A 20,700-nucleotide genomic window follows, 5' to 3' on the forward strand; every position below is an offset into this window, starting at 1 on the left:
CAAACCGACTATCTGAACCTACGAAGCTCCGCCCCACTGCCTGAACGCATGGGCGGAGCTTTTCGTTAGGTGCTTGCTGATTTTGGATACAATCTACACCTGAGGGTCATATGAGTAAGCCTCAAAATGCCCCGGGGGATGTGCGTTCCAAGGGGCTCGTCGATTATCTCAATGACGAAAATGTCCGTGCGGTTCTCTATCAGATCATCGCAATCGGACTGATCGTTCTTGCGGGCTGGTACCTGGTGTCCAACACCCTGTACAACCTTGAACAACAAAACATCTCTACCGGTTACGGGTTCCTCGATCTTGAAGCTTCCTTCGAGATCAGTGAAACCATGATCGAATACAGCGCTCAAAGCAGTTATGCGACGGCGCTGATGGTCGGTCTTCTGAACACTGTGAAGGTGTCGCTGCTCGGTATCGTTTTGTGCACGATCATCGGGACAATCTTTGGCGTTGCACGCCTGTCCTCGAACTGGATCGTTCGCAAACTGGCAACCGTTTATGTCGAAACGTTCCGAAACATCCCGGTTCTGTTGCAGCTGTTCTTCTGGTACGCACTGATCCCGGGGGCATTCCCGCACCCGCGTGAAGCGTTGGAACCCATTCCCGGCGTCTTGCTGACGTCGCGCGGCATGTATATGCCGGTTCCGGAACCGGATAATGCCTATACGCTGATGGCAATTGCCGCCGTCATTGCCTGCGTTGTGATCTATTTCGTCAAGAAATGGGCCAAGAAACGCCAGGATGCGACAGGTCAGCCCTTCCCGATGTTCCTTGCCGGTCTTGGCATTTTCGTCGGTCTTGTCTTCCTTGCCTATCTGGCAGGCGGCGCACCGACCGAACTGAGCATGCCGGCCCTGAAAGGCTTTAACATTCGGGGTGGTTACAACATTTCACCGGAATTCATGGCGGTTCTGATCGGCCTTACGGTTTATACCTCGACCTATGTCGCAGAGGTTGTCCGTTCCGGTATCCAGGCCGTTCCGAATGGCCAGTGGGAAGCTGCCGACAGTCTTGGCGTTCGCCGTTCTGTGGCCCTTCGCAAGGTGATCCTGCCGCAATCGATGCGCGTTGCGATCCCGCCGCTGACCAACCAGTATCTCAACCTGACCAAAAACAGCTCGCTTGCGGTTGCTGTCGGGTATCCGGATCTGGTTTCTGTATCCAACACGACCATGAACCAGACAGGTCAGGCGATCGAGGCGATCTCGATCTTCATGTCGATCTATCTTGGTTTGTCCTTGTTGACCTCGCTCTTTATGAACTGGTTCAACAAGAAAATGGCACTGGTGGAGAGGTAAAATGTCAGAAAACGCAAAACTACCTCCTCTTCCAACCGGCACAGTTACAACGCGGGCTGTTACCTGGGCCAAGAAGAACCTGTTTGATGGCTGGTTTAATACCCTCCTGACCCTTGGTTCGATTGCGTTCCTTCTGTGGCTGATTCCTCCGATCGTTGAATGGGCTATCGTCAATGCGACGCTGTCTCCGACGATTGAAGGCTGCGCAGAGGTCTCTGGCGCCTGCTGGGGCTTTGTAAACGCCAACTTGCGGCTGATCCTGTTTGGTACCTACCCGTTTGATGAACAATGGCGTCCGCTGCTGGCCATGATCCTTCTCATGGGCATCATCTGCGGGAGCCTCGGTGCCGTTAAGTATCCGAGCCTGCGCAAGGCCATCATCCCGATGTGGGTGATTGGCGTGCCGATTATTGCCATTCTGATGTGGGGCGGTATCTTTGGTCTCACCTATGTCCAGAACAGCTATTGGGGCGGCCTGCCGCTGACCCTGATCCTGTCCTCGATCGGTGTGATCTTTGCCTTCCCGTTTGGTCTGCTGTTGGCCCTTGGCCGTCAGTCGCACATGCCGGCAATCAAAACCGTCTCTGTGGTCTACATCGAAGTTATTCGTGGCGTGCCGCTGATTACGGTTCTGTTCATGGCATCGGTCATGTTCCCGCTGTTCTTGCCTGATGGGGTCACCATCGACAAGCTGCTGCGTGCACAGATCGGTATCATCCTGTTTACCGCCGCCTACCTCGCCGAGGTGTTCCGTGGTGGCCTGCAGGCTCTACCGCGTGGCCAGTTCGAAGCCGGTGACAGCCTTGCGCTGTCCTATTGGCAGTCCATGCGTCTGATCATTCTGCCGCAGGCTCTGCGTCTGGTGATCCCGCCGACTGTGAACAGCTTTATCTCCATGTTCAAGGATACCACGCTGGTCGTGATTATCGGCCTGTTTGACTTCCTTGGCACGGTGAAGCTGGCCCTTCGCAGTGACCCGGCCTGGACCAAGTATTACGTCGAAGGCTATGCCTTCGCAGCGGCAATATTCTTCCTGATCTGTTTCTCGATGGCGAAATATTCCGCCTATCTTGAAAAAGAGCTTCGCAAAGGCGAACAAAGGTAAGGAGTGAGGATTTACAATGACTGTAGCAACTGAAACCACTACCGGCGCTGTGCCTCCTCCGTCCAAAGAGGATGTCATCGTCGTCAACAAGATGAACAAATGGTATGGCAATTTCCATGTTCTTCAGGATATTGACCTGTCTGTTCGCAAGGGTGAGCGTATCGTTATCTGTGGCCCGTCCGGCTCTGGTAAATCGACGCTGATCCGCACCATGAACCGTCTTGAGACCTATCAAAGCGGTGAAATCTATGTCGACGGCATTCTGCTTGGCGACGATGTCAAAAACATCGAAGCCGTGCGCCGCGAAGTCTGCATGGTGTTCCAGCACTTCAACCTTTTCCCGCACATGACCGTGCTGGAAAACCTGACGCTGGCACCGATCTGGGTTCGCAAGATGCCCAAGAAAGAAGCCAACGATCTCGCCATGCACTATCTTGAGCGTGTACGCATTGCCGAGCAGGCCCATAAATATCCGGGTCAGCTTTCCGGTGGTCAGCAGCAGCGTGTGGCGATTGCCCGTTCGCTCTGCATGCAGCCGAAAATCATGCTGTTTGATGAGCCGACCTCGGCCCTTGACCCGGAAATGGTCAAGGAAGTGCTCGACGTTATGGTCGAGCTTGCCAAGGAAGGCATGACCATGCTGTGCGTGACCCACGAAATGGGCTTCGCCAAAGAGGTCGCAGACCGCGTGATCTTCATGGATGCTGGCCAGATCGTCGAAATGGCGGGTCCGCAGGAGTTCTTTGATAACCCGAAAAGCGACCGTACCAAGCTGTTCCTCAGCCAGATTCTGTCGCACTAACTGGTTATCCAACCATCCGACCTTTGCAAAACGGCCCCCATATGCGGGGCCGTTTTCGTTTTTGTGAAAATGATCCTTGCCCCGGCCCGCGCAATTGCCGAAACTCGGCCCAACAGATTCATCACCCGGAATGCCAATGACCCCGCCTGAAACCAGTTCCGCGACCCATCTGGCCTTTATCTCTGTCGAACATCTCAGCAAGCGGTTTGGCAACAAGCTGGCCCTTGATGATGTCAGCCTGCATCTGCCCAAGGGTGAGACACTTGCGATCATTGGACCGTCGGCCGCTGGTAAGAGCGTTCTGATGAAATGCCTGGTCGGGATTTACGGGGCGGACGGGGGCAAGATCATCCTGGATGGGAATGATGTCAGCCAGACCAATGCGCCCAAACGCGCCGAATGGGCCGAACGCATCGGCATGCTGTTTCAGCAAAATGCCCTATTTGACAGCCTGAAGGTCTGGGAAAACATCTGTTTCCGCCAGATCGAACTTGGTACGCTTAGCCGCAAGGACGCCAAGGAACATGCTGTTCATTTGCTTGGGCTTGTCGGTCTGGCATCAGAAAGTGCGGACCTGACACCTGGCGACCTGTCGGGTGGGATGCAGAAACGCGTTGGTGTCGCCCGCGCCATCTCGACCGATCCGTCGATCCTGTTGCTCGACAATCCGACGGCCGGGCTGGACCCGGTCCTGTCGAACCATATTGAGCGCATGATTGGTAAGATCGCCGAACAACGGGGCACAACGGTGATCTCAATCACCAATGACATGCAGATCGCCCGCACGCGCTATCAGAACCTGATGATGATGCATGACGGCAAGGTCTATTGGTCCGGCAAGACCAAAGACATCGACGATGCCCACAATGACCATCTGACCCAGATGCTCAATGGTTCGTCGCAAGGCCCGATCAGCATGCGAACCGGCAAACGTGAAGACCATGTCTATAGCTGAACCAAGAAGGCTGTCGGTTTAGCGAACCCCTACCCCTAGTTCGCTGTGTAAACCGATACATCGGCCTCGCGGATAACATCCGACCAGATTGGTCCCGGATGGCGATCGGTAAAGAGCGCATCAATTTCCGAAAGATGTCCAAGACGCACCATGGCGCGCCGGCCAAACTTCGAGGCATCGGTACACAGGAATGTCTGACGAGCGTTTGAGATAATCGCACGCGCCACACGGACTTCACGGTAATCGAAATCCATCAGACTACCGTCTTCATCCACGCCGGAAATCCCGACAATCGCGTAATCGACCTTGAACTGGTTGATGAAATCGATGGTGGCTTCCCCGATCACCCCGAAGTCACGTTGGCGCACGACCCCACCGGCAATGATCACTTCAAAGCCCTGGTTTGCCGCACAGATTTCCGCCACGTGTAGATTGTTGGTGATGATCTTAAGGCTTTTGTGACCCAGCAGCGCATGGGCTACTTCTTCGTTGGTCGTCCCGATATTGATGAAAAGTGATGCGCCTTCCGGGATATGTTCAGCCACCAGCTTGGCGATTTCGCGCTTGCTGCCAAGGTTGAGCACCTGACGATCGGTATAGGCCGTGTTTTCAGTGGTCGAAACGCTGGCAGCACCACCATGATAACGCGCGATCAGGCCCTCTTCGGCCATTTCATTGATATCGCGGCGGATGGTTTGCGGTGTGACAGAAAAATGTTCGGCAAGGGTATCAATGGTCATAAAGCTGTTGGACGCCACAAGCTCCAATATCTCTCTACGACGACGATCCAGTTTCCCCATGCCTCTCTCCTTCTGTCTTCCATTTTCATCTTTATTGGAAAATTTTCATTCCTGATCAAAATGCTTTCTCTGGCGCCATTTGGCAAGTCTTGTCCGATGACGGCGATCAGAACAAGCTGATGACTAGCCAACTGAAGCACGTGCCGAATCACCGACACTCTTGGCCTGATTGATCAAGCTTGCGATCATCGTTGGAGCCCGAAACGAAAAAAAGCCGGGCTTCAACCCGGCTTTTCTTATCTGTTCTTCTGGGGAACATCAGACCTGCTTGCGGGCGACAACGCGCTCACGAACTGCGGGTTCACTGCCCGTCGGATCGACTTCCCCCTCGCCGATGATGATCGCTTCACGCAGCAAGGTAGTCGCTTCTTCCAGCTGTGCCTGATCGCGTGTATGGGCAATGCAAATCGGGGTTTCGGCCGAAACCGGCTGCCCGACCTTGATGAAATCGGTAAAGCCGACGGCGAAATCGATCTTCTGATCGGCACGCGTCCGCCCGCCCTTCAGCGACACCAGCGCCAAGCCGACCTTGCGCGCATCCATAGAAAGTACGCGACCGGTCTTGGCCGCGGTGACCGTGTTGATCATCGGGGCGGCTTCAAGATACTTGCTGGTGTTTTCAACAAAATCTTCCGGGCCTCCAAGGCTTGAGACCATCTTGCCAAATGTTTCGGCCGCCTTGCCGCCTTCGAGCGCCTCTGTGGCCATGCGCAGGCCATCAGACACATCCGCAGCCACACCACTCACCGCCAGCATTTCGGCCGCCAAAGCCATCGTTACGTCATAGACGCGCTGTTCCAGGTGTTTACCGGTCAGGAAATCGATGGCTTCCTGCATTTCAAGCGCATTGCCGACTGCGTCGCCCAGCACCTGATCCATATCGGTCAGAAGTGCGACGGTGGGAACGCCGTTACGGGTGGCGACTTCGGTGATGCTTTCAGCTAGTTCACGGGCACGCTCATACTCGGCCATGAAGGCACCCGACCCGAACTTCACATCCATCACAAGGCTATCAAGGCCAGCTGCCAGCTTCTTTGACAGGATAGACGCCGTGATCAAGGGAATACTCTCGACCGTCGCGGTGACGTCCCGAATACCATAGAACCGCTTGTCAGCCGGGGCCAGATCGGATGTCTGGCCGATGATCGCACAGCCGACTTCGCGAGTAACCTTGGCGAATTCCTCAAGGTTTGGTGTGGTGCGATAGCCTGGAATGGAATCAAATTTGTCCAACGTACCGCCGGTATGGCCAAGCCCGCGGCCGGAAATCATTGGCACAAAGGCCCCACAGGCGCCAACAATCGGCCCCAGCATCAGGCTGACCTTGTCACCGACACCACCTGTGGAATGTTTGTCGACAACCGGACCATCAAGGCCAAGGGATTTCCAGTCCAGAACAGTACCGCTGTCGCGCATATTGCGCGTGAGCGCGGCACGCTCATCCATGGTCATACCGTTAAAGAAGACGGCCATGGCAAGGGCGGCCACCTGCCCTTCGCTGATGCTGTTATCGGTGATGCCCTTAACGAAAAAGGCGATTTCGGCGTCGGTCAGAACTTCGCCTTCGCGTTTACGGCGAATGATTTCCTGGGGCAGCATATGCTGTCTCCTGCGCGCTTGTCGTTAAATCAAATCAGCAGCTTTGAGTCATTCGACTTCACAAAGCGCTTGAAAAATACTGCAGCAATATCTTGATAAGATTGGCTGAACCGGTTTTTGACATTTCCAATGTCTGGTCATGGCTGAGCGGTGTCGCGCTCATGCCAGCTGCCAGATTGGTAATGTTTGAAACCGCCGCCACCTTGAAGCCAAGTCGACGGGCAAGGATGTTTTCGGGCACAGTCGACATTCCAACCGCATCCGCACCAAGAACCTTGAGCGCACGAATTTCAGCCGGTGTCTCAAAGCTTGGCCCGGTGCACCAGCAATAGGTTCCCTCAAACAGCTTGATACCCAGCTTTGCCGCAGCATCGTGCAAGCCCGATCCGATTTCCGGATCATAAGGCACATCCATCCCGACAAAGCGGTCATTGCCGTGATAGCCGATCAATGGGTTCGGACCAAACAGGCTGATGTGATCGGTAATCAGCATCAGGCTGCCCGGCACTGCATCCGAAATTAGGGACCCGGCAGCATTGGTAAGAAGAAGGCGCTCAGCCCCGAGCTCACGCAGGGTTTCAAGCGGCTGCGCCATCAGATCGGAACGACCATGTTCGTAATAATGCGCGCGTCCCTGCATGACCGCAACCGACACACCGCCGATCCGCCCAAGCACAAGCGTCCCGCCATGCCCGACCACGGTCGGGCGCGGGAATCCTGGCAAGTCTTCATAGGCGATGCTGATCGCATCACTGACAGCATCAACGACGCCGCCAAGGCCGCTACCAAGAACCAATGCGACTTCCGCCTTGAACCCGGGTGCCTTGCTGGCAATGACATCAAGTGCAGCTTTTACATTGCTCATTTAAGGTTCTCCGGCCCGAAGGAATGGGGAATAAGTTCTTCACGGCTCAGCGTCAAAAGCGTTTCACCAGAATCATTAATGATAAAGATTGTCGCATCCGCCCCCGTGAATTCGCGGATTTTCTGACGACACCCGCCACACGGGGTGCAGGCAATATCACCAAGCCCGACAACGACAATCTCGTCAAATCGGGTTTCACCCGACAGCACCATGGCCGAAATGGCCCCGGCTTCTGCGCAGACACCTTCCGGATAGGCCGCATTTTCAACGTTACAGCCCGAAATGACCTTGGCATCCGCAGTGCGCAGCGCAGCGCCAACAAAGAAGTTTGAATAAGGCGCATACGCCTTGTCACGGGCAGCAAGTGCCGCGTCAATCAGATCGCGCGGAGCCTGTTTCTGAGCAACCATTTGTTTGATCCTGTTTTGATTACCTATCGCGCCTGACCAAAGCGCAAAGTATCGGAAAACTGTGGTTCGGGCCTGCCGGCATCATAGGCCCAGACCCGAACCACGAAAAGCTTAGCGTTCCTTGACATAGGCGCGGCCAAGCGCCTTTGGCGGAATGGCGCGACCAATGAACCCGGCCAGAAGAATAACCGTCAGAACATATGGCAATGCCTGCACCAACTGGACCGGAACTTCGCCGATGCCCGGCAGAACAACACCCTGCAGACGGGTTGCCGCGGCATCAAGGAAACCAAACAGCAGGCAAGCAGCCAGTGCCGGGAACGGACGCCATTTACCAAACACCATCGCGGCGAGTGCGATATAGCCTTTACCTGCAGTCATGTCCTGCAGGAAGGATGCACCTTGTGCCGTTGAGAGATACGCACCGGACATCCCGACAAGAACACCACTGCAAATCACCGCACGATAGCGCATCATGACAACGCCAACACCGGCGGTATCGACCGCACCCGGGTTTTCACCCACGGCCCGCAAACGCAAACCGAACCGGGTCCGATACATCACCCACCAGGCTGCTGGCACCGCGATGAAGGCGACATAGACCAGAATGTTGTGGCCACTGAGCAGTTCTGAATAGATCGGCCCCAAAACCGGCACATCTCGAACAGCTTCTGCGCCCGGGAACGTGATCGGCTGGAAACGAGATGCTTTATCAAGCGCCGGCGTTTTGCCACCTTGCGCAAACAGGGCAATCCCGACAAGGGCTGTCAGACCCGACATCAGGATATTGATCGCCATGCCCGACACAACCTGGTTGCCCTTATGCGTGATGCAGGCAAAACCATGCAGCAATGAAAGCGCGATCGTTGTGGTAATCGCGGCCAAAAGACCAACCCAGGGGCTACCGACATAAAACGCAACTGCCGCCGCCGAAAACGCACCGCCCAGCATCATGCCTTCAAGTGCGAGGTTAATCGTCCCGGACCGTTCAGAAAACATGCCGGCAAGAGCGGCCAGGATCAGCGGGGTCGAGGTCCTTAGTGTTGCATCCAGCAACAGGATAATCAGCTGAAATGTATCCATTACGCCGCCTCCCCGGCATCCTGGTGCAGGCGCCACGCCGTATAGATCTTTGTCACGCGCGGACGGAACATATGTTCCATTGCACCGGTAAACAGGATGACGAGACCCTGAATAACCACGACCATGTCATTGGAGATGGTCGGAATTTCAAATGATAGCTCCGCCCCGCCCTGATACAGCATCCCGAACAGCAATGCGGCCAGGAAGATACCAAATGGGTGGTTGCGCCCCATCAGGGCAACGGCGATACCGACAAAGCCATACCCGGCGGTGAAATCGATCAGCAAGCGATGCTGAACACCCATGACCTCATTCAGCGCCATAAAGGATGACAGCGCGCCTGAAATCATCATCGCAATGATGATATACCGGCCGGGCTCGAGCCCCGCATAGGTCGCAGCCACCGCGTTGGCACCAACCGTGCGGATCGCATAGCCGCAACGGGTGTGCCAGATGAACAGCCAGACCATCACGCTAATGACAATTGCATAGACAAATGACAGGTTCAGCGGGCTCGATGCCATCTCGATGCCAAGGGCACCGGCGATGTCATGAATAAATGGCAAGCGCAGATGTTCCGCAATCTGTTCACTTTCCGGCGTCATGGAGCCTTCCGGACGCAGCACATTCACCAACAGATACACCATCAGCGACGACGCAATGAAGTTGAACATGATCGTTGTGATCACGACGTGCGAGCCGCGACGTGCCTGCAAATACGCCGGAATATAGGCCCAAGCAGCACCAAAAATCATCGCCGCCAGCATTGATACGACCAACATGATCGGGAATGGCAGGAAGTCCAGATAAAGAGCCGCCAGCGTCACCCCAAGGCCACCAACATAAGCCTGCCCTTCGGCACCGATGTTAAACAGGCCGCAATGAAACGCCACCGCAAAGGCAAGCCCCGTAAAGACGAAGTTGGTTGTGTAATAAAGCGTGTATCCCCACGCTTCTTCATAGCCAAATGCGCCATAAAGCAGGATTTCCACGACTTCGACCGGGTTTTCGCCAATCGCCAGAACCACAAGCCCGGAAACAACAAGGGCGAGCAGCAGGTTCAGCAATGGCAGCGCGCCGACATCAATCCAGCGCGGCAGTTCGACAGTCTTGCTCATGCCTGCCCCTCCACGGCCTTGGCCTCATTCGGGTCAACGCCTGCCATCATCAGACCAAGCACACGTTCATTTGCCTCGGATGCAGCAACTTCGCCGATAATGGCGCCGTCGCACATCACCAAGATACGGTCGGCAAGCGACATGATTTCGTCAAGCTCCACAGACACCAGAAGAACAGCCTTGCCGGCGTCCCGCATGGCAACAATACGTTTGTGAATGAATTCAATGGCACCGATATCGACACCACGGGTCGGCTGACCAACCAGAAGCAATTCCGGATCGCGCATGATTTCACGTGCCAGAACCAGCTTCTGCTGGTTACCGCCAGAAAAATTCGCCGCTTTCAAATCCGGATTATCCGGACGCACGTCAAATTCCGACATCAGGTTTGCTGTGGCGTCTGAAATGGCGTTCCAGTCCAGAAGTACGCCCTTCTGATAAGCGGGGTCATCCTCGTAGCCAAGAATAGCTGCCTCTTTGGCGGTAAAGGCCGTGACCATCGCCATGCGATGCCGGTCTTCCGGGACATGGGCAACACCACGACGCCGCAGTTCAGCAGCATCGACACCTTTGCCCGGGGTGACATCCTGACCGTTCAATTCCACGGTGCCTTCGCTGGCAGAGCGGATCCCGCCAAGTGCTTCGAGCAGTTCGCTTTGCCCGTTACCGGAAACCCCGGCAATGCCGACAATCTCGCCTGCGCGCACATTGAAAGTCGCATTTTTGACCTTGCGCACACCCTGGGCATTATCAACACACAGGTTGTCGACATTCAAAACGGTCGCGGCCGGGTTGGCTTCACCTTTTTCAAGGCGGAGCAACACCTTACGGCCAACCATTAATTCGGAAAGTTCTTCCGGGCTGGTTTCGGCTGTCTTGCGATGTGCCACCATTGCGCCATGGCGCATGACGGACACGTTGTCCGTTGCTGCCATGATCTCGCGCAATTTGTGGGTAATCAGGACAACCGTCTTGCGCTGCTCCTTGAGCGTATCAAGAATTCTGAAAAGATGATCCGCCTCTTGCGGTGTCAGAACACCGGTCGGCTCATCAAGAATAAGAATTTCAGCCCCACGATAGAGGGCCTTGAGAATTTCCACGCGTTGCTGAAGACCAACCGAAAGGTCCCCTACGGTGGCGTCCGGGTCGATATTGAGCGAGTATTCCCGCTCAAGGCGTTTAAGCTCTTCGCGGGCCTTGTCGACCCCGTCGCGCAGAACAGCACCACCTTCGACGCCCAGAATGACGTTTTCAAGAACCGAGAATGTCTCCACCAGCATGAAATGCTGATGAACCATGCCGATCCCGGCGGCAATCGCGTCTTCGGATCCCTTGATATCACAAAGCTTTCCATCGACATGAATGGTGCCTGCATCGGCCTGATAAAAGCCGTACAGGATACTCATCAGGGTCGATTTACCAGCCCCATTCTCCCCCACGATCCCGTGGATTGTTCCCTTGTCGACCTTAAGGTCGATTTCTTTATTGGCATGTACCGCACCGAACCGCTTGTCTATTCCACGCAGTTCAATAGCAGGTTGCACGGCCCCGGCTTCCCCGGCGCCGTGCATTTGATGCATCGTATCCGACACGACAAATCCCCGATTTGCTTTGACGACTGCCTTACATCGGGCAGGCGCTATCGCTCATGTAATCGTGTACATTAAGGCTACCGGAAACGATTGCTTCCTTGGCCTCGGCAACGGCTGCTTTCATATCGTCGGTGATCAGGCTTTCATTGTTTTCATCAAGCGCCCAATCAACACCACCTTCTGCAAGACCAAGAATGGTCAGGCCCTGCTCCCAATTGTCATTGGCAGCAGCGTCAAACGCTTCGTAAACAGCAACGTCAACGCGTTTCAGCATGGAGGTCAGAACCGACCCCGGATGCAGGCCGTTCTGGTTGGAGTCAACACCAATGCCGAGTTTGCCAGCGTCTGCTGCAGCCTGCAGCACACCAACGCCGGTACCGCCAGCAGCATGGTAAACAACGTCAGCACCACGGTCGAACTGGGATTTCGCCAGTTCACCACCTTTAACCGGATCGTTCCAGGCAGCACCGGTCGTACCGGTCATATTCTGGAAGATTTCAGCATCGGCGTTGGAATACTTGACACCCTGTGCGTAGCCACAAGCGAATTTACGGATCAGCGGAATGTCCATACCGCCAACAAAGCCGACTTTGCCGGTTTCAGATGCCATCGCAGCAAGAACACCTACAAGGAAGGAACCTTCGTGTTCCTTGAAGACAACCGACTGAACATTCGGCAGGTCTACGACCATATCAACGATGGTGAATTTGGTATCCGGGAATTCTTTGGCGACTTTTTCAAGTGCGGATGCCTGAGAGAAACCAATCGCAACAATCGGATCCATGCCGCGGCGCGCAAAGTTGCGCATTGCCTGCTCGCGCTGTGAATCGTTCTGGATTTCGAAGTCGCGGTAGTTGGTACCGGTGTCTTCCTTGTATTTCTCTGCACCCGTATATGCCGCCTGGTTGAACGAGCGGTCAAAACGGCCACCAAGGTCGTATACGACAGCCGGTCGAATTTCTGCAGCCGAAGCAACACCTGCATAGCAAGCGACAGCCGCGACCACCGAGGTCAGAAGCTTTTTCATTCCGATGCCCTTCATTGTTTGAATTCTGATTATGCCTTCCGCCAATTTCCTTGATCGGCGGAACTCCCTCATCGAAAAAACGTGGTTCACAACATGACGAAACGCACGCTTCGGTCCCTCAACCAAAGAAACACGGGCGATCATGCTGCGAATGCTAATGGTAACTACAGAATATAGTGCCCTGTAAATAGCCGAGGACGCAAGAGCTCGGCAAAACCTGTCCGTTTGGTCAAAATTGATCCGGCATTATCTGGTGTAAACATCCCCTACCTGCGGGGTTTCCCTTAGTTTTCGGCAAACGCTTGTTGAAACAGTTTCATCTTTATCCGGATAATTTTTTTCTCGCGATGTGGGCCCATCACGCTTGCGCGACACCACGAAACATGCCTGTCCCGGGCGAAATTGGTTCGCCGCCGATTCTTGTAAAATCGTGCTGTCTGGCTGCCGTTCCTGCGCAATGGTCCGGGTGTAATGTTCACCACACCGTCAAAAACCGGAAACATATCAGCTGATAAATTGGTGCTAACATCCACCGGGGCAAAGATTTTCCAACCCACATGGTTTGGCGTTTCGAAATGAATTTTCCCGCTTGGAGCGGGATCGTTTGTCTATTGTTGGAGATCAGGGATGAAAAGAACACTTACCGGGCTGCTGTCGACCTGCACCATATTGGCGCTTGGCGCCGGAACTGCCTTGGCAGACTACGACCTGCGTTTGGTTCATACCAATGACGTTCATGACCGCGTTGAATCGGTCACGAAATACAACAATACCTGCAGTGCCGAGGATGATGCTGAGGGCAAATGCTTTGGCGGATATGGCCGGCTTGCCACTGCCATTCGCAATGCCCGTGCCGAGGGCGGTAATGTTCTGGTGGTCGATGCAGGCGATCAGTTCCAGGGATCTCTTTTCTATTCGACCTACAAGGGGTCGCTGACCGCCGAACTGATGAACCTTGTTGATTATGATGCGATGGCGGTTGGCAACCATGAATTCGATGATGGCCCGGATGTTCTTGCCAACTTCATCAAATCCAGCCTGACACCAATCCTGTCGGCCAATATCGAAGCCACCACCGATGGCCTGAATGAGCTGATCAAGCCCGAAACCATTATTACGGTGGGCGGAGAGCGCATTGGCATCGTGGGTCTGACCACACCCGAAACCGCCGATATCTCAAGTGCGGGTCCGAACGTTAAATTCAACGATCTTGGCCAATCATTGCAGGCGTCCGTGGATCGCCTGACAGCACAGGGCATTAACAAGATCATCGCACTGAGCCATTCGGGTTCTTATGCCGACTTTGACTATGTCACCAACGTCAGCGGTGTTGATGTGATTGTTGGCGGTCATGACCATCTTCTGTTCTCCAACACCAATGACAAGGCGTCTCATCCCTACCCGGTCGTTATGAACGGTGTGGATGGCAAACCGGTGCTGATCGTTCAGGCATATGCCTATAGCCGCTATCTGGGTGATTTGAACGTCACCTTCGATGATGCAGGTGTTGCCACCACCTGGTCGGGCGAACCGATTGCCCTGGATTCCAGCGTCACACCGGCCGAGGATGTTCTTGCGGTCATCGAAGAAGCCAGCGGTCAGGTTGACGCAGTTCGCACGCTCGAAGTTGGCAGCTTTACTGCGCCCGCCGATGGATCACGTGAAACATGTCGTGCGATGGAATGCTCCATGGGCTCACTCGTTGCCGATGCCATGCTTTGGAAAGCTGGTGAAGATTATCAGATCGCCATCCAGAATGGCGGCGGTGTTCGCGCCAGCATAGATGAAGGCACTGTCACTATGGGTGAGGTCCTGACGGTTCTGCCGTTCCAGAATGCGCTGGCGACTTTCAAACTTTCAGGTGCGGATATCGTGGCGTCGCTTGAACATGGCGTATCGCTGGTGGAGGAAGGCAAAGGCCAGTTCCCGCAGGTTGCGGGTCTGACGTTTGATCTTGATCTTGCACAGCCTGTCGGATCGCGGGTTTCAAATGTGATGGTCGCAGAGGGTGATAGATTTACCCCCATAGCTACCGACAAAATGTATGGCGTTGTTTCCAACGACTTCATGCGCAATGGCGGCGATGGCTATGCCCTGTTCCGGGATAATGCCACGGATGTCTATGATTTCGGCCCGAACCTTGAGCAGGCAGTGGCGGATTATATCGGGCTCAACTCCCCGATGACGCCAAGCACCAAAGGCCGCATCAACCTGAAATAAGGTTGGGCATCCCGGTTTTCATCAACGAAAGGCAGTCCTGTGTGGGCTGCCTTTTTGTTTTGCTTGCCTTTGGGGCGGCACGAGGCTTATCAACGTCGCTTGTTATGCATGCCCCGTCACATCTGTGACGCACCACCACGAAGAGTACCCGTTCTCTATGACGTCTTCTGCCAATATACTCTGCTTTGGTGCCGCCCATTTTGACCGCACCTTGCAATGTACCGAGACTTTTGTCCCCGCTGCCTCCAACCCGGTGCGCACCCTGCACCGCAAACCCGGTGGGGTCAGCCGTAATATAGCGGTACATCTGAAACTGCTTGGCAACACGGTCGCGCTGCTGGGGGCTGTCGGGGATGATGGTGATGGCGATCAGGTCACCGAGGCGCTCTCAGACATTGGGATTGATACCCGCAATCTCATGAAGATCGATGGCATGGCAACGGCTGGCTATACCGCCCTTCTCGATGAAACAGGTGAACTTGCCTTGGGCATGATGAATGCCGAGGTTTATGATCTGTTGACCGTCGACCGCCTGGAACCCAACCTTGCTGATTGTCAGGCGTGGCCCTGGTGGTTGGTTGACGCCAACCTGCCAAGCGAAAGCATCGCGTGGCTTGCTGAAAACAAAGGCAAGGCTAAGCTCTGTGGGGCAACCGTATCGCCAAGCAAAGCAGCACGGTTCAAACCCGCCCTCGACAAGCTTGATCTTCTGATCGTCAATCGGGCCGAAGCACATGTTTTGACCAGCATCGAGATCAAGGACCTCAATCAGGCAAAGGCAGCTATCGAGTGCCTTCGCGACAAAGGCATTCCCGATGTCGTCATTACACTTGGCGCACAGGGTGTTGTATCGTCTTGCGCATCTGGAACGGCGTTTTGGTCACCCCTGCCGACCAAGGTCAAAGATGTCAATGGTGCCGGTGATGCCTTCTATTCCGGTTTTCTTACAGCCTATGCCAAGCCCGATACTGTGTTTGAGGACGCCATGGCGTCCGGCCTTGCCATGGCGAGTCTTACGGCAGAAACCGAAGGCACGACAGTTTGGGATGTTTCGCAGGAAGCTGTATCTGAGCGCGCAACACAGGCCCAAAGTAAACCGCTTTAACAAATCTGGCTTTGAAACCCGCCAGCTTGATGATTGCAAGCATCATTCAAGGCAGGTAGCTTGTCAGGAAATCCACATCAAACCGGAGCCATTCCGATGCATCCATTTTTCATCTTTGTGAAATGTGAACTGGGCAAAGCCTACGACGTCGCTGCCGAACTCGTTGAAGAGGTTGAAGGCGTGTCGGAAGTTTATTCGATCTCTGGCCCGTTTGAACTGCTGGTCAAGGTGTATGTCGAGGACGAACAGGATATCGGGCGCTATGTGAACGAACAGATTCACAAGCTGCCCTTCATCAAGGATACCCAGACCATCATTACCTTTAACGCCTTCACCTGATACTCACGAAGGCGCGCGAACACGAGACATGAAAAAAAGCGGCGTCCAACTGGCGCCGCTTTTTCTATTCAATAGAGATCACGGGTCTTAATTCCCGGCAGCACCCCGGATTACGTCCAGAATGACCTCTGTTCCCTTCTCGATCAGGACAACATCGTCGCCCACAATCTGACGCAGTGCGCCATCGCTGCGCGCAGGAAGCCGCGCTATCAGGTCATCGGGTAAATCGCGTTTGGCAATGTCCGGCGGCAAGGTGCCACCCCGCTCAAGTTTCATGGCAATTCCGGGCGGCAACCCTTTGTTCCCTTTGTCCTTATTGTCCTTGCCGTTTTTTCCCTTGTTCTTTTTGTTGCCGTCACGGTCCGGTTTGTCGTCAGCCTGTCCGGTTGCAACATCCAGCACATCGCGAATGATCCGGCGCTCTTCATCGCTGAAGACACCGCCACTTTGCGCAAGTTCGACAACATCATGCTCATGGATCGATTGCGTCGGATGTGACTGCCCAGGCGCGCTCAACGCAACACTGCCACCGAAGAAAATGAAACCGGCGGTGATTGTTTTGAACCAGCTTGGTGTGAACGGCATGGCGACCTCTTGCTCGTGAAAACATCGATTTTAATGTGGGCACTTTGCGCAAAATTGCGACAACCCAGTTATGACAACGCTTCGTGAGGTCTGTTTATGCCATATGTGGCAAAATTTTCCGGCAGGCAACGCAAGACCGCCGCTATCTTATTGTTTTTATAGACTGTTCAATATGTGGTATAGCTTGTCACTTGTTCGCTTGAACTTAACAGAATCAAGCTTCATCAGAACAACAGCATAAAGTTTTGCATGACCACCGGTAGTTATTCTGTTCATCTTGCCAAGACTGAAAACGATCTGAAAGCAGCGCAAGAACTCCGCTTTGAGGTTTTCTTTGGCGAGTTTCACGCCAAAGCCTTGACCGATCAACACTCTGCCGGTCTCGATAGCGACAAGTTCGATGCGTTCTGTGAACATCTGCTTGTTGTTGACAACCACAATGAGCAGAAAGTCATCGCAACGACGCGCCTGTTGCTTTCGGCGCAAAAGCCTGCGGAATTGGATTATATTGCGCAGGAAGAGTTTTCTATTCCCCTGCTTGATGCTGTGCAGGACAACTGCATGGAGGTTGGCCGTTCTTGTGTTCACAAAGACTACCGTGACGGCAAGGCCATTCAGCTTCTATGGCGTGGTATCACCAAGCTGATCTTCGATCATGACATCCGCTATCTGTTCGGATGCGCAAGCTTCCACGGGACAGACATCGATAACGTCGCCACGGAACTGTCCTACCTGCACCATTATCAGTTGGACGATGCAGCTCATGTGGCACGTGCACTCGAGTATCTGTCAATGAACCGCATGCCCAAAGCAGATATCGCCCCGGACACGGCCCTTGCTCAATTGCCACCATTGATCAAGGCTTATCTGTCTTTGGGGGGCGTTGTCGGCGATGGGGTCGCTCTTGATCCCGATTTCAAGACGCTTGATGTGCTGATCACCGTCGACGTCGCCAAGGTCCCGGACCAATATTACCGCTTTTACAAGAAGCAGGCGGATCGCCTTGAACTCGAACCTCTAAACACGTGATTCTCTTTTCATGTTGCACAGTCCTTCTTGGCGACATGAAAGACCGGATCTGGCATTTACCAAGGATTTTCAATCGTTTTGGACCAGACTGCACCTTCCAAAGAAACTGCCCAGATCACCCTTGCACAACATGTAAAGGCCGGAATCAAGTTCACGGTGCTTATGGTCTGGTTGTTTGTGTTGCTGATACCATTCCTGATGCTTGAGGGGCTTAAAATCCGCGCCAACGCGAAAATTGTACGCCTGTGGCATATCGGTGCGCGCAAGATTACCGGTATCCGGGTCGAGCAAAGCGGATCTCCCTGCGACACACTGCCCCTGCTTCTTTTGGGGAACCACACGTCCTATCTTGATATTCCGGTGATCAATTCGCTATTCACCGTCAATTTCATTGCGAAGTCCGAAGTCCGCAGCTGGCCTGGCATCGGGTTTCTGGCGCGCTGTTGCCAGACGATTTTTGTCGAACGTCGTGCCATCAAGTCCCACGAACAGATCAAGGTCCTGCGCGAAAAGATTTTGCCCGACCGTCGACTGGTCCTGTTTGCCGAGGGAACCAGCACCGATGGCAGCGTCGTCCTGCCATTCAAATCATCACTGATGGAATTTGTCTTTGACGAAAAAATCGCCGAGGTATGCCACGTCCAACCCATCACCGTACTGTGCCTGAAAAATGGTTCAGACGGTAATGAGGCAGCGCCCGAACCCGAGCGTGTCCTGTATCCTTGGTTTGACGACACCTCGCTTGCCTTCCATTTCTGGCGTTTCATGGCGACAAAGGGCTGCATCGTCAAAGTGCATTTCAGTCCAAGCCGCCCGGTTTCCGATTTTGCGAACCGCAAGGACCTGACCCAATGGGCCCACCAAGGCGTCCAGAACGGCTATGAGACGATCCTGAAAAACGCCTGACGCCCGTTACGCCTTGCGGGCCCGGGCCTGCGCCCAGTCTTCCTTCATCTGATACCACTTCTTCTCGCCAATCATCTTGCCGAGATACTGGTCGATCACCTTAAGCTTGATGATACTGGCAAGACCTGCCACCCGGGCAGGCCAGGTTTCCGGCAGGGCGCGCAAGGTCAGACTGATACCCGCCGTGCTGTATTCAATGAAATGCCACCAGCGGCTTGGAATAAAGATGGTATCACCCGGCTCGAGGATGCACTCATAGCCCGTAATATCCTTGAGCTTCGGATACCGCTCCAGATCCGGGTTGCGAAAATCAACATTGCACGAAACCGTCAGAGGATGCTGATAAAGCTTCCGTCCATTCTCACTGCCATACAGGATAACCCGTTTGGTCCCGGTCATCTGTGTCAGGAAAACGTGGCTGTGATCAAGATCGTAATGAATATCGACATAAGCATCCTGCCCGCCGACAAACAGGAACGGATGGTTCTTGAGAAATGTCACGCCAAGATCGGGATAGGAAAAATCCTCGCGCAGTTGTGGCATGTGTTTGAAGACATTAAACAGGAACATGCGAAGCGGCGTCGGCCCCGCCTGGATCAGATCAAGATACTCGCCAAACGGCATGCTCTGGGTTGAGTCCAGATAGTCATTGTCCGAGTTGGCAAATGCTTCGCTATACAGCGGTACCTCAACGTCCCCACAACCCTGCTTGAGATGGTCATAGGTCCATTTCTGCAATGCCGGCCAGTTGGCGGCGAAACTGCGCATGATAACGGGGCGTTTTGGCTTCAGGTACTGCTCGATGAAATCTTCTCGGTTCAGATCATCCTGTCGGTCAATACCCAGATAGCTTAAGTCGCGCGTCATTCAGGCCCCGCCGGTTTTATTATCTTTCGCCTTATGTTCGGATCAGAGAACGTCTTTCAGATACATCATAGCTCTCAGATGAAATCAAGCGCGGAACACTAGCGACGAGCCCCTAACCGTCTGAAACTCCTGATATCGTGACTCATGACAGAGACATCTTAAGGCGTCAGCCGGGCCGCGGTTTCATGTGTGGCGATCTTGACGAGGATACCGTATCCAGAAACGAAAAAAGCACCCCGTCTTGGGGTGCTTTTTCACTGGCGGGCAAGGAGGGATTCGAACCCTCGATAGGGCTTGTCACCCTATACTCCCTTAGCAGGGGAGCGCCTTCAGCCACTCGGCCACTTGCCCTCTATATCCTTGGTGTTCCCTGCGGAACGACGCCTTTCTTAAACATCGCCATGGCGCATGTCAATGCCCGAAACCCGCCTCAAGGACGTTTTCTTTTTAACAGTCCTGACAAATAAAACCAGCAGCTTTTTGCCTGCTTTGCTTAGTGCATTTCACGGTTGAGGGCAAAAAGAGTCTTCAAACCATCACACAGCTGTCATCGGTTGGAAAAAAACAGCTGTCATAAAGCGATGGTCGATTGGTTTTTCACCGTCATATGACGTAAATGCTGGTTGGAGAAAGATGCGTACGATCTATCAAAGCACCGACGATTTCGGTCACACCCTTCGTGCCCTGAAAATGACCAAGGAAGGTCACAACGATCCGGTTTATATGGGTCTTGTCATTCAGGACCGCGAAGTTCTGTTCCGCACCCGTGAAAACAGCTCACGTGATTTCGTTCTGCAAAAGATCAAGGAATTCGTCGCAGGTAACGCGGCGTCACTGGCATCCCAACCGGCCTGATGGCCGGTTTTTTATTGCCGCAAACATACTGCCTTGCCGTTGTTACCTGTCACTGACGCATCGGCAATTAGAAACACTCAGTCGCGCCGGGGCGACACTCCCCGTTCGCCCTGCAACTTCGCCGCCGGTCT

At 54.1% G+C, this 20,700-nt stretch carries 20 protein-coding genes and 1 tRNA gene; 10 read left to right on the forward strand and 11 right to left on the reverse strand.

Annotation, left to right across the window (positions count from 1 at the left end):
* The first annotated feature begins 110 nt into the window (after window positions 1-110).
* The 4 genes from ACXAF0_RS12210 (at window position 111) to ACXAF0_RS12225 (ending at window position 4,169) form a co-directional block, all read left to right on the forward strand.
* Window positions 111-1,307: an amino acid ABC transporter permease gene (locus tag ACXAF0_RS12210; protein WP_475346120.1), complete on the forward strand. Its 1,197-nt coding sequence runs from the start codon at window positions 111-113 to the stop codon at window positions 1,305-1,307.
* Between the two features lies 1 nt (window position 1,308).
* A complete protein-coding gene (locus ACXAF0_RS12215) occupies window positions 1,309-2,412 on the forward strand; it encodes an amino acid ABC transporter permease (protein ID WP_475346121.1) in 1,104 nt (367 codons plus the stop codon).
* 91 nt (window positions 2,413-2,503) lie between these two features.
* On the forward strand, window positions 2,504-3,214 hold the full coding sequence (locus ACXAF0_RS12220) for an amino acid ABC transporter ATP-binding protein (RefSeq protein WP_200892681.1): 711 nt from the start codon (window positions 2,504-2,506) through the stop codon (window positions 3,212-3,214).
* Window positions 3,215-3,350: 136 nt separating this feature from the next.
* Window positions 3,351-4,169 (forward strand): ABC transporter ATP-binding protein, encoded by an 819-nt coding sequence (locus ACXAF0_RS12225; protein ID WP_475346122.1) that lies wholly within the window; start codon window positions 3,351-3,353, stop codon window positions 4,167-4,169.
* Window positions 4,170-4,204: 35 nt separating this feature from the next.
* Here ACXAF0_RS12225 and ACXAF0_RS12230 read toward each other — a convergent pair whose 3' ends face one another.
* The 8 genes from ACXAF0_RS12230 to ACXAF0_RS12265 form a co-directional block, all read right to left on the reverse strand.
* Window positions 4,205-4,969: a DeoR/GlpR family DNA-binding transcription regulator gene (locus ACXAF0_RS12230; RefSeq protein ID WP_062955067.1), complete on the reverse strand. Its 765-nt coding sequence runs from the start codon at window positions 4,967-4,969 to the stop codon at window positions 4,205-4,207.
* Between the two features lie 258 nt (window positions 4,970-5,227).
* Complete coding sequence (deoA, locus tag ACXAF0_RS12235; protein ID WP_475346123.1) at window positions 5,228-6,568, reverse strand: thymidine phosphorylase; 1,341 nt, start codon at window positions 6,566-6,568, stop codon at window positions 5,228-5,230.
* 58 nt (window positions 6,569-6,626) lie between these two features.
* A complete protein-coding gene (locus ACXAF0_RS12240) occupies window positions 6,627-7,433 on the reverse strand; it encodes a purine-nucleoside phosphorylase (protein WP_475346124.1) in 807 nt (268 codons plus the stop codon).
* Window positions 7,430-7,843 carry a cytidine deaminase gene (locus ACXAF0_RS12245; protein WP_475346125.1) on the reverse strand — a complete coding sequence of 138 codons (414 nt, stop codon included), beginning with the start codon at window positions 7,841-7,843 and terminating at the stop codon, window positions 7,430-7,432. The genes ACXAF0_RS12240 and ACXAF0_RS12245 overlap by 4 nt, the downstream gene beginning before the upstream one ends.
* Window positions 7,844-7,954: 111 nt before the next feature.
* Window positions 7,955-8,926, reverse strand: a complete 972-nt coding sequence (locus ACXAF0_RS12250; protein WP_475346126.1) for an ABC transporter permease — start codon at window positions 8,924-8,926, stop codon at window positions 7,955-7,957.
* Entirely contained in the window at window positions 8,926-10,044 is a 1,119-nt protein-coding gene (locus ACXAF0_RS12255) for an ABC transporter permease (RefSeq protein ID WP_475346127.1), read from the reverse strand. Before ACXAF0_RS12255 ends, ACXAF0_RS12250 begins: the two co-directional genes overlap by 1 nt.
* Complete coding sequence (locus ACXAF0_RS12260) at window positions 10,041-11,624, reverse strand: ABC transporter ATP-binding protein (protein WP_475346241.1); 1,584 nt, start codon at window positions 11,622-11,624, stop codon at window positions 10,041-10,043. The genes ACXAF0_RS12255 and ACXAF0_RS12260 overlap by 4 nt, the downstream gene beginning before the upstream one ends.
* Before the next feature lie 43 nt (window positions 11,625-11,667).
* The gene (locus ACXAF0_RS12265; RefSeq protein ID WP_475346128.1) at window positions 11,668-12,663 is read right to left on the reverse strand and encodes a BMP family lipoprotein; all 996 of its coding nucleotides are present in this window, start codon (window positions 12,661-12,663) and stop codon (window positions 11,668-11,670) included.
* Between the two features lie 627 nt (window positions 12,664-13,290).
* Between ACXAF0_RS12265 and ACXAF0_RS12270 the strand changes: the two genes are divergently transcribed.
* From ACXAF0_RS12270 to ACXAF0_RS12280, 3 genes are all read left to right on the forward strand, one after another.
* On the forward strand, window positions 13,291-14,883 hold the full coding sequence (locus ACXAF0_RS12270; protein WP_475346129.1) for a bifunctional metallophosphatase/5'-nucleotidase: 1,593 nt from the start codon (window positions 13,291-13,293) through the stop codon (window positions 14,881-14,883).
* A gap of 157 nt (window positions 14,884-15,040) precedes the next feature.
* Window positions 15,041-15,988 (forward strand): PfkB family carbohydrate kinase, encoded by a 948-nt coding sequence (locus tag ACXAF0_RS12275; RefSeq protein ID WP_475346130.1) that lies wholly within the window; start codon window positions 15,041-15,043, stop codon window positions 15,986-15,988.
* A gap of 96 nt (window positions 15,989-16,084) precedes the next feature.
* Window positions 16,085-16,327: an Lrp/AsnC ligand binding domain-containing protein gene (locus ACXAF0_RS12280; protein ID WP_044828849.1), complete on the forward strand. Its 243-nt coding sequence runs from the start codon at window positions 16,085-16,087 to the stop codon at window positions 16,325-16,327.
* An 87-nt stretch (window positions 16,328-16,414) separates the two neighbouring features.
* Here the strand turns inward: ACXAF0_RS12280 and ACXAF0_RS12285 are convergent, their stop codons facing one another.
* On the reverse strand, window positions 16,415-16,912 hold the full coding sequence (locus ACXAF0_RS12285; RefSeq protein WP_475346131.1) for a hypothetical protein: 498 nt from the start codon (window positions 16,910-16,912) through the stop codon (window positions 16,415-16,417).
* Between the two features lie 249 nt (window positions 16,913-17,161).
* Between ACXAF0_RS12285 and ACXAF0_RS12290 the strand changes: the two genes are divergently transcribed.
* Both ACXAF0_RS12290 and ACXAF0_RS12295 read left to right on the forward strand, forming a co-directional pair.
* Entirely contained in the window at window positions 17,162-17,941 is a 780-nt protein-coding gene (locus ACXAF0_RS12290; protein WP_475346132.1) for a GNAT family N-acetyltransferase, read from the forward strand.
* A gap of 78 nt (window positions 17,942-18,019) precedes the next feature.
* Window positions 18,020-18,847, forward strand: coding sequence for a lysophospholipid acyltransferase family protein (locus tag ACXAF0_RS12295; RefSeq protein ID WP_475346133.1), 828 nt, complete (start codon window positions 18,020-18,022; stop codon window positions 18,845-18,847).
* A 6-nt stretch (window positions 18,848-18,853) separates the two neighbouring features.
* On the opposite strand, the gene ACXAF0_RS12300 is transcribed toward ACXAF0_RS12295, so the two are convergent.
* Complete coding sequence (locus ACXAF0_RS12300; protein ID WP_475346134.1) at window positions 18,854-19,714, reverse strand: cupin-like domain-containing protein; 861 nt, start codon at window positions 19,712-19,714, stop codon at window positions 18,854-18,856.
* A gap of 258 nt (window positions 19,715-19,972) precedes the next feature.
* Window positions 19,973-20,065: transfer RNA gene (locus ACXAF0_RS12305), tRNA-Ser, on the reverse strand.
* Between the two features lie 282 nt (window positions 20,066-20,347).
* On the opposite strand from ACXAF0_RS12305, the gene ACXAF0_RS12310 reads away from it, so the two are divergent.
* Window positions 20,348-20,569 carry a hypothetical protein gene (locus ACXAF0_RS12310; protein WP_475346135.1) on the forward strand — a complete coding sequence of 74 codons (222 nt, stop codon included), beginning with the start codon at window positions 20,348-20,350 and terminating at the stop codon, window positions 20,567-20,569.
* The last annotated feature ends 131 nt before the right edge of the window (window positions 20,570-20,700 follow it).

The organism is Thalassospira sp. ABD4_177, from assembly GCF_056160125.1.

Excerpts from the sequence above, each read along its gene's own strand:
- ACXAF0_RS12225 (WP_475346122.1), top strand. The coding sequence starts at position 3,351 with ATGACCCCGCCTGAAACCAGTTCCGCGACCCATCTGGCCTTTATCTCT.
- ACXAF0_RS12210 (WP_475346120.1), top strand. The coding sequence starts at position 111 with ATGAGTAAGCCTCAAAATGCCCCGGGGGATGTGCGTTCCAAGGGGCTC.
- deoA (WP_475346123.1), bottom strand. The coding sequence starts at position 6,568 with ATGCTGCCCCAGGAAATCATTCGCCGTAAACGCGAAGGCGAAGTTCTG.
- ACXAF0_RS12255 (WP_475346127.1), bottom strand. The coding sequence starts at position 10,044 with ATGAGCAAGACTGTCGAACTGCCGCGCTGGATTGATGTCGGCGCGCTG.
- ACXAF0_RS12310 (WP_475346135.1), top strand. The coding sequence starts at position 20,348 with ATGCGTACGATCTATCAAAGCACCGACGATTTCGGTCACACCCTTCGT.
- ACXAF0_RS12280 (WP_044828849.1), top strand. The coding sequence starts at position 16,085 with ATGCATCCATTTTTCATCTTTGTGAAATGTGAACTGGGCAAAGCCTAC.
- ACXAF0_RS12270 (WP_475346129.1), top strand. The coding sequence starts at position 13,291 with ATGAAAAGAACACTTACCGGGCTGCTGTCGACCTGCACCATATTGGCG.
- ACXAF0_RS12245 (WP_475346125.1), bottom strand. The coding sequence starts at position 7,843 with ATGGTTGCTCAGAAACAGGCTCCGCGCGATCTGATTGACGCGGCACTT.
- ACXAF0_RS12290 (WP_475346132.1), top strand. The coding sequence starts at position 17,162 with ATGACCACCGGTAGTTATTCTGTTCATCTTGCCAAGACTGAAAACGAT.
- ACXAF0_RS12220 (WP_200892681.1), top strand. The coding sequence starts at position 2,504 with ATGAACAAATGGTATGGCAATTTCCATGTTCTTCAGGATATTGACCTG.
- ACXAF0_RS12275 (WP_475346130.1), top strand. The coding sequence starts at position 15,041 with ATGACGTCTTCTGCCAATATACTCTGCTTTGGTGCCGCCCATTTTGAC.
- ACXAF0_RS12285 (WP_475346131.1), bottom strand. The coding sequence starts at position 16,912 with ATGCCGTTCACACCAAGCTGGTTCAAAACAATCACCGCCGGTTTCATT.
- ACXAF0_RS12260 (WP_475346241.1), bottom strand. The coding sequence starts at position 11,624 with ATGCATCAAATGCACGGCGCCGGGGAAGCCGGGGCCGTGCAACCTGCT.
- ACXAF0_RS12215 (WP_475346121.1), top strand. The coding sequence starts at position 1,309 with ATGTCAGAAAACGCAAAACTACCTCCTCTTCCAACCGGCACAGTTACA.
- ACXAF0_RS12250 (WP_475346126.1), bottom strand. The coding sequence starts at position 8,926 with ATGGATACATTTCAGCTGATTATCCTGTTGCTGGATGCAACACTAAGG.
- ACXAF0_RS12240 (WP_475346124.1), bottom strand. The coding sequence starts at position 7,433 with ATGAGCAATGTAAAAGCTGCACTTGATGTCATTGCCAGCAAGGCACCC.
- ACXAF0_RS12300 (WP_475346134.1), bottom strand. The coding sequence starts at position 19,714 with ATGACGCGCGACTTAAGCTATCTGGGTATTGACCGACAGGATGATCTG.
- ACXAF0_RS12230 (WP_062955067.1), bottom strand. The coding sequence starts at position 4,969 with ATGGGGAAACTGGATCGTCGTCGTAGAGAGATATTGGAGCTTGTGGCG.
- ACXAF0_RS12265 (WP_475346128.1), bottom strand. The coding sequence starts at position 12,663 with ATGAAAAAGCTTCTGACCTCGGTGGTCGCGGCTGTCGCTTGCTATGCA.